Source organism: Trinickia mobilis, from assembly GCF_017315705.1.
In the GTDB taxonomy this organism is placed as follows: domain Bacteria; phylum Pseudomonadota; class Gammaproteobacteria; order Burkholderiales; family Burkholderiaceae; genus Trinickia_A; species Trinickia_A mobilis.
Genome location: NZ_JAFLRF010000001.1, coordinates 64,320 through 76,830 on the forward strand (window position 1 = coordinate 64,320; position 12,511 = coordinate 76,830).

Annotated in this window: 10 protein-coding genes; 3 read left to right on the plus strand and 7 right to left on the minus strand. The window is 65.0% G+C overall.

Annotated elements, in window-relative coordinates; genetic code table 11:
* Window positions 1–2: 2 nt before the first annotated feature.
* On the minus strand, window positions 3–1,016 hold the full coding sequence (gene deoC, locus J3489_RS00310) for a deoxyribose-phosphate aldolase (RefSeq protein WP_206995052.1): 1,014 nt from the start codon (window positions 1,014–1,016) through the stop codon (window positions 3–5).
* Between the two features lie 262 nt (window positions 1,017–1,278).
* Here deoC and J3489_RS00315 point away from each other — a divergent pair, with 262 nt between their 5' ends.
* Genes J3489_RS00315 through J3489_RS00325 form a run of 3 tightly spaced genes read left to right on the plus strand, consistent with a single transcriptional unit; the run spans window position 1,279 to window position 4,877 of the window.
* A complete protein-coding gene (locus J3489_RS00315) occupies window positions 1,279–2,673 on the plus strand; it encodes a selenium-binding family protein (protein ID WP_206995054.1) in 1,395 nt (464 codons plus the stop codon).
* Between the two features lie 42 nt (window positions 2,674–2,715).
* Window positions 2,716–3,348, plus strand: coding sequence for a hypothetical protein (locus J3489_RS00320; protein WP_206995056.1), 633 nt, complete (start codon window positions 2,716–2,718; stop codon window positions 3,346–3,348).
* A gap of 53 nt (window positions 3,349–3,401) precedes the next feature.
* The gene (locus J3489_RS00325; protein WP_206995058.1) at window positions 3,402–4,877 is read left to right on the plus strand and encodes an NCS1 family nucleobase:cation symporter-1; all 1,476 of its coding nucleotides are present in this window, start codon (window positions 3,402–3,404) and stop codon (window positions 4,875–4,877) included.
* 97 nt (window positions 4,878–4,974) lie between these two features.
* Here the strand turns inward: J3489_RS00325 and J3489_RS00330 are convergent, their stop codons facing one another.
* The 6 genes from J3489_RS00330 to J3489_RS00355 all read right to left on the minus strand — a co-directional run bounded on the left by J3489_RS00330 (window position 4,975) and on the right by J3489_RS00355 (window position 12,317).
* Window positions 4,975–7,212: an NADP-dependent isocitrate dehydrogenase gene (locus J3489_RS00330; RefSeq protein WP_206995060.1), complete on the minus strand. Its 2,238-nt coding sequence runs from the start codon at window positions 7,210–7,212 to the stop codon at window positions 4,975–4,977.
* A 146-nt stretch (window positions 7,213–7,358) separates the two neighbouring features.
* Window positions 7,359–8,858 carry an HAL/PAL/TAL family ammonia-lyase gene (locus J3489_RS00335; protein ID WP_206995062.1) on the minus strand — a complete coding sequence of 500 codons (1,500 nt, stop codon included), beginning with the start codon at window positions 8,856–8,858 and terminating at the stop codon, window positions 7,359–7,361.
* A gap of 138 nt (window positions 8,859–8,996) precedes the next feature.
* Entirely contained in the window at window positions 8,997–9,788 is a 792-nt protein-coding gene (locus tag J3489_RS00340) for an ABC transporter ATP-binding protein (RefSeq protein ID WP_206995071.1), read from the minus strand.
* A gap of 81 nt (window positions 9,789–9,869) precedes the next feature.
* Complete coding sequence (locus J3489_RS00345) at window positions 9,870–10,619, minus strand: ABC transporter permease (RefSeq protein ID WP_206995073.1); 750 nt, start codon at window positions 10,617–10,619, stop codon at window positions 9,870–9,872.
* 17 nt (window positions 10,620–10,636) lie between these two features.
* A complete protein-coding gene (locus J3489_RS00350) occupies window positions 10,637–11,359 on the minus strand; it encodes an ABC transporter permease (RefSeq protein ID WP_206995075.1) in 723 nt (240 codons plus the stop codon).
* A gap of 97 nt (window positions 11,360–11,456) precedes the next feature.
* A complete protein-coding gene (locus J3489_RS00355) occupies window positions 11,457–12,317 on the minus strand; it encodes a transporter substrate-binding domain-containing protein (protein ID WP_206995077.1) in 861 nt (286 codons plus the stop codon).
* Window positions 12,318–12,511: the final 194 nt, after the last annotated feature.

Consider the following 12,511-nt stretch of genomic DNA (forward strand, 5'->3'; position numbering starts at 1 on the left):
GCTCAGGCGACGGGGTGACGGTTGAAAGCGGAGTAACGGCCGCTCACGTGATGTTCGAGTTGGCGCTCGATATCGGCGAGAAGGCTCGATGCGCCGATGCGGAACAAGTCCGGTTCGAGCCACGGACGGCCCAGCTCCTCTTTCATCAGGATCTGATAGGCCAGCACGGACTTCGCGGTCGATACGCCGCCCGCCGGCTTGAAGCCCACGCGCGCGCCGGTGCGCTCGCGGTACTCGCGAATCATGCGCGCCATCACGAGCGACACGTCGAGCGTCGCGTTCACGCCTTCCTTGCCGGTCGAGGTCTTGATGAAATCGGCGCCCGCCATCATGCAGACCATCGACGCCTTCGCGATGTTCGACAGCGTGCGGATGTCGCCCGTCGCGAGAATCGCTTTCAGATGCGCCGCGCCGCAGGCCGCGCGAAAGTCGCGCACTTCGTCGTAGAGCGCCTGCCAGTTGCCGGTCAGCACGTGCTCGCGCGTGACGACGATGTCGATTTCCGCCGCGCCGTCCCCGACCGATGCCTCGATTTCCTTGAGCTTGAACGGATGCGGAATGAGGCCGGCCGGAAAACCCGTGGAGACCGCCGCGACCGGAATCCCGCTGCCGCGCAGCGCATCGACGGCCGCCGCGACGAAGCGGTGATAGACGCACACGGCGCCGGTCGTGATCGCCCCGGGGTCGAAGCCGAGCGCATCGAGAAGGTCGGCGCGCACCGGCCGGCGCGCTTTCGCGCACAGGCGCCGCACGCGCCCTTCCGTGTCGTCGCCGTTCAGCGTCGTGAGATCGATGCAGGTGACGGCCTTCAACAGCCACGCGGCCTGCGCGTCTTTTTTCACCGAGCGGCGCGTGCCGAGCGTCGCGGTGCGCCGCTCGACCGCCGACTGGTTGACGCGCAGCACGTCGAGCCACGAGGCGTCGAACGGCACGCCGGAATTGCGCGCCGGATGCACGTGCTGCGCGGCGTTCGCGCCGCGCACAACGACCATGGAATGGGTTGGAGCTTCGGACATAGGGCCTGTGTGTTTGTGCGATGCACAACAAATGCTGATTGCGTGTTAGCAGGAATCCTACATCAATTGAGAGAATCATAACAAGCCGTCGTTACGATTATTTCTAGACAGCGTCGCGACGCACGCCTGCCCTGGCGAAGTATCGATATCCGGATAAATTCGTCCGGCAATGCGCGCGCAATGCCGACACTGACTAACCGGCTAGTTCCTATACTGAACACTGTCGCTCGGTAGTAGATTCCGGCAGCTCGGGAGAATCGCGATGCCAACCTGGAAGCCAGATCCGACGTTCTACCCGTCCGCGCGCATGGCGGGCGGTGCGCCGAAAGAAACGCTCGCCTACGTCGCGAGCTTCGACCCCACGCGGCAAACGCCCGACGCACTCGATGTGGTCGACATCGACTCCGCTTCGCCCAGCTACGCCTCGATCGTCAACCGCGTCCCCATGCCGAACCTGGGCGACGAACTCCATCACTTCGGCTGGAACGCGTGCAGCTCGTGCCTGTGCCCGAACGCGCCGCACCCGCACTCGGAGCGGCGCTACCTGGTCGTGCCCGGCCTGCGCTCGTCGCGCATCCATATCCTCGATACCAGGCCCGATCCGCGCCGGCCGCAGATCGTGCGGGTCCTGGAGCCCGACGAAGTCGCCGGGCGGGCGGGCTATACACGCCCGCATACCGTCCACTGCGGGCCGGAAGGCATCTATGTGGTGTCGCTCGCGAATGCGTCGGGCGAAGCGCCGGGCGGCGTGTTCCTGATGGACCACCAGACCTTCGATATCCGCGGCCAGTGGGAAATCGACCGCGGACCGCAGCAGCTCGCGTACGACGGCTGGTGGCATCTCGGCTACGACACGATGGTGACGAGCGAATGGGGACTGCCCGCCACGTTCGAGAACGGTCTCGTGCCCGAGGTTTTGCTCGGCGGCCAGTACGGGCATCGGCTGCATTTCTGGGATCTGCATGCGCGCAAGCACAAGCAGGTGATCGATTTCGGCGAAGAGAACCAGCTCGTCTTCGAGCTGCGCCCCGCGCACAACCCCACGCGCGCGTATGGCTTCGTCAATTCCGTGATCAGTCTGAAGGATTTGTCCGCGTCGATCTGGACGTGGTACCGCGAAGGCAACGCGTGGGCCGCGCGCAAGGTCATCGAGATTCCGGCCGAGCCTGCGGACCCCGACTTGCTGCCGCCGATGCTCAAGAGCTTCGGCGCCGTGCCGCCGCTCGTGACCGACATCGCGCTCTCGCTCGACGACCGCTTCCTCTACGTGTCGTGCTGGGGCACCGGCGAAATGAAGCAATACGACGTCTCCGATCCGCATGCGCCGAAGCTCACGGGCAGCGTGCGCATCGGCGGCATCGTGGCGCGCGCGACGCATCCGAAGGCGGGCGGGCGCAAGCTGAACGGCGGCCCGCAGATGGTCGAAGCGAGCCGCGACGGCAGCCGCGTCTACTTCACGAATTCGCTGTACGGCGTGATCGACGAGCAGTTCTATCCCGACGGCGTCGAAGGCTGGATGGTGAAGCTCGACACCTCGGCCTCAGGCGGCTTGTCGTTCGACGAAAAATTCTTCCTCGAATGGCCGAAGACGCACCGCCCGCATCAGATCCGTCTCGAAGGCGGCGACGCGTCGTCCGATTCGTATTGCTACCCATGAGCCGCTAGCTAAGGGACCGAAGGAACCTAAGGGACGGCCATCGTGGACAGCCTCTTCCAAGCCTCGGCGACGACATGGGCCGCCATCGTCGGCAGCGGCGTGTTTCACGGCGTCAATCCGGCGATGGGGTGGCTCTTCGCGACTGCGCTCGGCATGCAGCGCGGCAGCCGCGCCGCGCTCTTGATGGCGCTTGCCCCGCTCGCGCTCGGGCACGCGGCGGCGATTCTGCTCTTCACGGCTTCCGCCGCCGCGCTCGGCACGTGGCGCGCCGCGCTGCCGCTGCATCTGTTGCTCGGCGCGCTCCTGATCGGCTGGGCCGTGTATCGGCATCGGTATGGGCATCGGCATCGCGTGCGTGTCGGCATGACGGCGGGATTCGCGGGGCTTGCCGCGTGGTCGGCGGCGATGGCGACGCTGCACGGCGCGGGGCTGATGCTGATGCCGGTGATGCTGCCGTTGTGCGGGTCCGGATTCGGAGGCGCTGCCGGCCTGCTCGTGCCGCTTCAGTTCACCGTCGTTCACACGGCGGTCACGCTCGTCACGACGGCCATCGCCGCGCTGGCCGCATACGAGACCATCGGACTCGGCGTGCTTCGGCGCGGCTGGATCAATTTCGACTGGCTCTGGTGCGGCGCGCTCGCCACGACCGGCGCCGTGCTCATCGCGAGCGGCTGAGGGCATTTGCCTCTTCCCGCTGTGCCCGCCAACCATCCGCAAGGGAGTGTGTCATGTCCGCGTCGCCTTCCATCGAAAGCCATTCGCCCTACGGTCCGGACGGCACGATTGCCGGCGCCGACGAGCGTCTTTTCAACCACGATCTCGCACCCGTGCCGCGCAACAAGCGCACGTGGACCGGCTACAGCATCTTCGCGATGTGGATGTCGGACGTGCACAGCGTAGGCGGCTATACGTTCGCCGCCAGCCTGTTCCTGCTCGGCATCTCGGGCTGGCAGGTGCTGCTTGCGCTGGCGATCGGCATTCTGATCGTCTACGTGCTGATGAACTGGGTCGGCAAGCCGAGCTTCGAGCACGGCATTCCGTTTCCCGTGATGGCCCGCGTGAGCATGGGCGTGATGGGCGCGAACCTCGCGGCGATCATCCGGGGCGTGGTCGGCATCGTCTGGTATGGCGTGCAGACTTATTTCGCGTCGAAGGCGGTCGCCACGCTGCTGCTCGTCTTCGTGCCCTCGGTCGCCGCGTGGCGCGGCGTGAGCTTCCTGCGGCTCGACGGCCTCGGCTGGTTCAGCTTCCTGTTCATGTGGCTGTTCCAGTTGTTCATCTTCCAGCGCGGGATGGAAACGATCCGCCGCTTCATCGACTTCTGCGGCCCGGCCGTGTACGTCGTGATGTTCGTGCTGATGGCGTGGATCCTGTCGCAGGCGGGGCTCGGCAGCCTGAGCCTCACGCTCGGCGGCAAAGTGCTCTCGGGCAGCGAGCAGATGGCCAGCATGGGCAATGCGATCCTGCTAGTGGTCAGCTATTTCGCGGCGTTGCTGCTGAATTTCGGCGATTTCTCGCGCTTTGCGAAAAGCGAGCCGCAGATGAAGGTCGGCAACTTCCTCGGCCTGCCGGTCAACTTCATCGTGTTCGCGATCATCACCGTGATCGTGACGTCGGGCAGCGCGCATGTGTTCGGCTCGATGATCATGGACCCGGTCGCGATCGTCGGCAAAATTCAAAACAAGGTGGCGGTCGTGCTCGGCAGCCTGACCTTCATCGTCGCGACAATGGGGATCAACATCGTCGCCAATTTCGTTTCGCCGGCCTACGACATCGCCAATTTGTTCGCGAAGCACGTGGACTTCAAGAAAGGCGGCCTGATTGCATCGATACTCGCCGTGCTCGTATGCCCGTGGATTTTTGTCGACAGTCCCAAGGCGATCACGGTGTTCGTCAGCGTGTTCGGGTCGGTGCTTGCGCCGCTATATGGCGTGATGATGGCGGACTTCTATCTCGTGAAGCGCCAGAAGGTGGATACCGCGCAGCTTTACACGATGGCGCGCGAAGGCCGCTTTTACTACGACGGCGGGTGGAATCGCGTCGGGCTTGTGGCGCTCGTGCTGTCGGGCGTCATTTCGATCGGCTGGGAGCTGTGCACGCAGCTCTTGCACGTGCTGCCCGACAACAATTTCGGCTGGCTGATCGGGGCGGTCGCGGGTGCGGTGATTTATACCGTCGCGATGGGCTTGGCGAGGCGGACGTAGGCGGGGGGCAACGCCCCTTCCGGCCGCAGCCGGAAGGGGCTCGATCGATGACGGCCCTGACACAGGCCGCACCGAACCAAGGCACCGCTAGACCTTCTTAGGCCTGAACCGACGCCAACACCGCGTTCAGCGTCTTGCTCGGACGCATCACCGCAGCGAGCTTCTCGAAGTCCGGCTTGTAGTAGCCGCCGATGTCCACTTCCTTGCCTTGCACGTCGCCCAACTCGCCGACGATGGTCTTCTCGTTGGCCGTCAACTGCTTGGCAAGCGGCGCGAACTTCGCGGCCAGCTCCGCGTCTTCGGTCTGCGCGGCCAGCGCTTGCGCCCAGTACATCGCGAGATAGAACTGGCTGCCGCGGTTGTCGAGCTCACCGGTCTTCGGCGACGGGCTCTTGTTGTTGTCGAGCAGCTTGCCGGTGGCCGCGTCGAGCGTGTTCGCGAGGATCTTGGCGCGGGCATTGCCGGTCTTGATGCCCAGCTCTTCGAGCGACACGGCAAGCGCGAGGAACTCGCCGAGCGAATCCCAGCGCAGGTGGTTTTCTTCGACGAGCTGCTTGACGTGCTTCGGCGCCGAGCCGCCCGCGCCGGTCTCGTACATGCCGCCGCCCGCCATCAGCGGAACGATCGAGAGCATCTTCGCACTCGTGCCCAGTTCCATGATCGGGAACAGGTCCGTCAGGTAGTCGCGCAGGATGTTGCCCGTGACCGAAATCGTGTCCTGGCCGCGGATGACGCGCTCGAGCGTGTAACGCATCGCGCGCACTTGCGACATGATCTGGATGTCGAGGCCGGCCGTGTCGTAATCCTTCAGATACTTCTCGACCTTCTTGATCAGCTCGGCTTCGTGCGGACGGTACGGGTCGAGCCAGAACACGGCCGGCATGCCCGAGTTGCGCACGCGCGTGACCGCGAGCTTGACCCAGTCGCGGATCGGCGCGTCCTTGACCTGGCACATGCGCCAGATGTCGCCTTCTTCGACGTTCTGCGTGAGCAGCACTTCGCCCGTCGCGAGGTCGACGATGCGCGCTTCGCCCGCCTCGGACACTTCGAAGGTCTTGTCGTGCGAGCCGTATTCCTCGGCCTTCTGCGCCATCAGGCCGACGTTCGGCACCGTGCCCATCGTGCGCGGGTCGAAGTTGCCGTTGGTCTTGCAGAAGTTGATCATCTCCTGATAGATGCGCGCGAACGTGCTCTCCGGAATCACGGCCTTGGTGTCCTTCGGACGGCCGTCGGCGCCCCACATCTTGCCGCCGATGCGGATCATCGCGGGCATGGACGCATCGACGATCACGTCGTTCGGCGCGTGCAGGTTCGAGATGCCCTTGGCCGAATCGACCATCGCCAGCTCGGGGCGGTGCTCGTGGCACGCGTGCAGGTCGCGGATCACTTCCTCGCGCTTCGATTCCGGCAGTGTTTCGAGCTTCTCGTACAGATTGACGAGACCGTTGTTGACGTTCACGCCCAGCTCTTCGAACAGCTTGCCGTGCTTCGCGAACGCATCCTTATAGAAGATCTTCACGGCGTGGCCGAAGACGATCGGGTGCGACACCTTCATCATCGTGGCCTTCACGTGCAGCGAGAACATCACGCCGGTCTTGCGCGCGTCTTCCATCTGCTCTTCGTAGAAGCCGCAGAGCGCCTTTTTGCTCATGAACATGCTGTCGATGATCTCGCCGTCCAACAGCGCGACCTTCGGCTTCAGCACGATCGTCTTGCCGCTCTTCGTGACGAGCTCCATCTTCACGTCGCGGGCGCGGTCGAGCGTCATCGACTTTTCGCCGTGGTAGAAGTCGCCGTGCTTCATGTGCGCGACGTGGGTGCGCGAAGCCATGCTCCACTCGCCCATGCTGTGCGGATGCTTGCGTGCGTAGTTCTTGACGGCGGCCGGGGCGCGGCGGTCCGAGTTGCCTTCGCGCAGCACCGGGTTCACGGCGCTGCCGAGGCACTTCGAGTAGCGCTTCTGGATGGCCTTTTCTTCGTCGGTCTTCGGGTCTTCCGGAAAGTCCGGCACCTTGTAGCCCTTCGACTGCAGCTCCTTGATCGCGCTGACGAGCTGCGGCACCGATGCACTAATGTTGGGCAGCTTGATGATGTTCGTTTCGGGCAGCTGCGTGAGGCGGCCCAGTTCGGCGAGGTTGTCGGGCGCCCGCTGCGCTTCGGTCAGGAACTCCGGAAACTCGCCCAGAATACGGCCCGCCACCGAAATATCGCTCGTGGTGACCTCGATGCCCGCCGGCGCGGTGAACGTGCGGATGATGGGCAAAAACGCGCTGGTCGCGAGCAGCGGCGCTTCGTCGGTCAGGGTGTAGATGATCGTGGGTTGCTGAGTGCTCATTGCTTGGCTCTGGACGAGAAACAGGTTGAGGAACGTCGCCGGCTGGGGCGCAATCCGGCTGAAACCCCTGAATTTTGCCTCAATTTGCTTTCGCGAGCTTTAACCCCGCCTGTTTCCTTTACCTCAGAAGTAATGGAACCCCCAAGCTACGCCGCCACCCCCGGTGCGCGCGTCTCGCGCATGAGACGAAACACGCGCTCGATATCCTCGCCTAAGGGCCGGTCGTCGCGATACGTCGCGACGACCTCGCGCAAACGGCGCCACAGGTCGCCGGTATAGCGCGCCCGCGCCGGGCCCGACGACTGCAAATCGCACGCTTGCGCAGCGGCGAGCCATTCGATTGCCATCACGCGCGCGCTGTTGTCCAGCAGTTCCAGCGCTTTCAACGCCGCCGGCGCCGCATGACACAGGTGATCTTCCTGCAAGCCGGACGTGACGCCGCCGTCGAGGCTGGCGGGCGCCGCAAGCCGCCGGTTCTGCGCGACGAGCGACGCCGCCGTGTATTGCGCGATCATGAATCCCGAGCACGTGCCGCTTAGCTGCGCCAGAAACGCCGGCAAACCGCTGACGAGCGGGTTGACCAGGCGATCGACGCGGCGCTCCGCTATCGCGGCGACTTGCGCGATCGCCGTCGCGAGGCTGTCCATCGCCAGCGCGATCGATGCGCCCACCGCATGCGCCTGCGAATGGACGCGCGGCGCATCGGGCGTGCCGCTGACGATCGGGTTGTCGGTCACCGCGGCCAGCTCGCGATTCACCACCTCGGCCGTCGTGGCGTGCACGTCGCGCGCCGCGCCGTGCACGTGCGGAATCGTGCGCAGGCTGAGCGCGTCCTGCGTGCGCGCTCCGGCGGCGGACGCCAGCACGCCGCTATCCGCGAGCATCGCGTGAAGACGCGCGCCCACCGCGGAGAGCCCCGGCGCGGCGCGCAGCGCGAGCGCATTCGCGTCGAACGCAACGAGTTGGCCGCGCAGAGCCTCGAAGCTCATCGCGGCAACCGCATCGGCCCAATCGAGCAGTCGCTCCGCACGTGCGAGCGCGAGCACGGCGAGCCCGGTCACGCAAGGCGTGCCGTTGACGAACGACAGACCTTCCTTCGCTTGAAGCACGAGCGGTTCGAGCCCGAGCCGACGCAGCGCCTCGGCGCCGGCAAGACGCTCGCCGCGATAGTGCGCGTACCCCGCCCCGACGCACACGAGCGCGATATGCGCCATATGCGTCAAGTAGCCGACCGAGCCCTGCGCCGGCACCTCCGGCAAGCATTCGGCGTTCAGCAGCTCAACCAGCCGCTCGACGACTTCGAGCCGCACGCCCGAATAACCGTGCGCGAAGTTGTTGATCGCCGCCGCCATGATCGCGCGGGTTTCGGCCGCGCCAAGCGGCGCGCCGACGCCGACCGCATGGCTCATCAGAATGTTGTGCGACAGCGCGCTTTGCTGGCTCGGCCCGATGATGACGTCGCACAGCGCGCCCACGCCGGTATTGACGCCGTACGCGCGCATCCCGCGCTCGACGATCCGTTCGACCAGCACCCGCGCTGCCGCGATGCGCTCGCGCGTCTGCGCCGACAGTTCCAGCACCTCGCCGCCGGCCACCGCGGCCAGCTCGCGCCAGTCGAGCGGGCGCCTAGTTCGGATCACCGTCATGTTGCCTTCCGCCGGGCCGCCCCAAGGAAGGCAACCGCCCCCTCGGGGGGCGCTTTGCATGGGACCGGAGTAAGCGCTAAAGCGCTAACTCCGGTCGACAGCGAACGAACGTGAGCGTGGGGGTGGTTCATCTCTGCCTCAGTTCGCGGTACGGTGATGGTGACTGGAAACGAATTGCTTGAAGCGCTCGGAGCGCAGTTCGCCGAACACTTCGTCGGGCGTGCCGTCCGCCTCGACCTGCCCCTGATGCAGGAACATCACGCGGTTCGAGACATGCCGCGCAAAGCCCATTTCATGCGTGACGACGAGCATCGTGCGCCCCTCTTGCGCGAGCGAGCGCATCACGCGCAGCACCTCGCCCACGAGCTCGGGATCGAGCGCCGAGGTCGGCTCGTCGAAGAGCATCACCTTCGGATGCATCGCCAGCGCGCGCGCAATGGCGACGCGCTGCTGCTGACCGCCCGACAAATGCGCGGGATAGTGCGCGCGCTTTTCCGCGAGGCCGACCTTCGCGAGCAACGCCTCCGCCTCCTCGACCGCTTCGGCGCGGCTCCTCTTTTGCACGCGCAGCGGGCCTTCGATCAGATTCTCCAGCACGGTCATGTGCGACCACAGGTTGAAGTTCTGAAACACCATGCCCAGTTGCGAGCGGATGCGGTCGACTTGCTTGCGGTCGGCCGGCTGCAAGCGGCCGTCCTTGCGCCGCTTCATCTGCATCGTCTCGCCCGCGAGCGACACCGTGCCGTCGTCGGGCGTCTCCAGCAGGTTCAGGCAGCGCAGAAACGTGCTCTTGCCCGAGCCGCTCGCGCCGAGGATCGAAATCACATCGCCTTCGTGCGCGTCGAGAGAAATGCCCTTCAGCACGTGCGCGTCGCCGAACGACTTGTGGATGTTCTTCACCGACAGCGCGACGGGTGTCGTTTGGTTCATGTCACTCTCCAGAATGAAGCGTTTGCCGATGTGAAGCGTTTGCCGATGCGGCGCTCAATGCTTCTAGCTTGCGTTCAAGGCTCAGGATTCGGCTCGCGCTTCGGCGGGCATCGTTTGCGGCGTGTCCTGCTTCGCTACGGGCGCCGCGCGCAGGTGCCGCGACAGCCGCGTCTCCAACAAGCCGAGCAGCCGCACGACCACGAAATTCAGCAGCAGATAGATCAGCGCTGCGCAGATGAAGACTTCAGTCGTCCGGTAGGTGCGCTGGATGATCTGCTGCGCGACGCCCGTCACCTCCCATACGGTGACGAGACTCGCGAGCGCCGTCGACTTGACGAGCAGCACGGCTTCGGTCGAATACGCAGGCAAGCATTGCCGCAAAGCGATCGGACCGATCACGCGGCGCAGCAGCGAGAACCCGGACATGCCGCACGCGTAGCCCGCTTCGATCTGGCCGACCGGCACCGCGATCAGGCCGCCGCGAATGATTTCCGCCGTATAGCCCGCGGTGCACAGCGCCAGCGACAGCACCGCGCACAGATAAGGATCGCGCAGCACGGGCCACACGAAGCTGTCGCGGATCACGTGGAACTGACCGAGCCCGTAGTAGACGAGAAACATCTGGATCAACAGCGGCGAGCCGCGAAACACGAGAATGTAGGCGCGCGCGAAGCGATTCGGCAGCCAATGGGGGGACACGCGCATCGCGACGATCACGAGCGACAGCAGGCCGCCGAGCACGAGCGAGGCAAAGAACAGGCTCAGCGTGGTCGGCACCGCGGCGAGCAGTTGCGAGAACGTGTCGGTCAGGAAATCGATATCGAGGTGCATGATCGAGCTCTCGTTGATCAATTGCGCGCGAAATTGCGGCGGAAGGAACGCCCGACGTGCGCTTCCGCACGGTTGAAGATCCGGTTCGAGACACTCGTCATCAGCAGGTACAGCGCGCCGCCGACCACGAAGAACAGAAAGTAGTTATGCGTCGAGCCGGCCGCGATCTGGCTCGTGCGCAGCAATTCGGCGAGACCGGTCACCGAAATCAGCGCCGAGTCCTTGAGGCTCAATTGCCAGACGTTGCCGATGCCCGGCAACGCGAAACGCAGCACCTGCGGAACCAGGATGCGGCGCGCCATCGTGAAGGTGGGCATGCCCATCGCGCGCGCCGCTTCGAGCTCGCCTTTCGACACCGCCAGCACGGCCGCGCGATAGACCTCGGCCTGGTACGCGCCGGAAATCATGCCGACCGCGAACGCGCCGATCGCAAACGGCGGCACGCCGATGAACCCGTCGGCGCCGAACCACTGTCCGATCGTCGTGACGAGCGTCGAGCCGCCGAAATAGAACAGGTAGATCACGAGCAGTTCGGGCACGCCGCGAAACACGGTCGTGTACAGATCGCCCACGATGCGCGCGGTCCGGAAATGCGACAGTTTCGCTGCCGCCACGAAAGCGCCGAACACGACGCCGATCGCGAGCGCGGCGAGCGTCAGCACGACGGTCATCAGCGCGGCGAGCAACAGCGCGCCGCCCCATCCTTCGGAACCGAAACCCAGTGTCTCGATCAGGTCCATGCTTCACCCAGTACGTTCAAGTTCTGCAGCGAGGCGGCGGCGCGGACGGCGCCGCCGCGCTTCGACGCGCGGCTCGAGACCACGCTCAGGCCCGCTTTCAAGGCGCGACGTCCGTCTTGAACCACTTGTCCGACAGCCGCTTGACGGTGCCGTCGGCCAGCGCCTCGCCGATCGCCGTATCGAACTTCGCCTTCAGATCCGCGTCCTGCTTGCGGAACGCGAGCCCTTCGCCCGGCCCCCAAATCGGGCCGCCGATCTTCGGACCCGCCAGCGTCACGCCTGCGTTCTCCTTCTTCGCGAGCGTCGCCGCGTAGTACGTCACATCGTCGAACGACGCGTCGATGCGGCCCGCGACGAGGTCGAGATCGCGCTCAGGCGAGGTCTTGTAGACGCGGATCGTCGCGATGTCCTTGAAGCTGTCGTTGATGAACTGCGTATAGACCGTGCCCGACTGGATGCCGATCGTCTTGCCCTTCAACTCCTTGCGCAAGGCATCGACGGTCGGCTTGTCGGTCTTCGGGTCGCCGGTCAGCTTGACGGCCGGCGCGCTGGGCGACGCCTTCGGCAGCACCTTCGTATCAGTCACGGCAAAAGTGGCCGGCGTGGCCGCGTACGGCCGCGAGAACGCGATGATCTTTTCGCGCTCGGGCGTGATCGAGATGGCATCCATCAGCACGTCGAACTTGCCGGCCTGCAGGCCGGGAATCATGCCGTCCCAATCCTGCGCGACGAGATTGCACTGCAGCTTGATGCGCGCGCACAGGTTCGCGACCAGCTCGGGCTCGAAGCCGCCGAGCTTGCCGCCGGGAAGCGTGAGGTTCCAAGGCTCGTAGCTGCCTTCGAGCGCGATCGTCACCGACTTCCACTCTTTCGCCTGCACGGGTGCCGCGAGCGTCGCCGCCGCGCCGAGGACCGCCACCGCCAAAACCTTCGTCAACGTTGTGCCCTTGACCTTCACTTCGAATCTCCAATGGATTGAGTAAGAAACCGCGAACAACCCTCTTATCGGTCAAGCGATCGCCCGCCAATTTGTATATACAACTCTGCATGAAACAAAAAATGGTCGCAAGCGCTTTTGCCGGGTCCCCGGGGAATCTTCGGGTAAGCCCTATAGATAAGGCTGTATGAGGAATGGAGAGGGGTGCCGAAGCA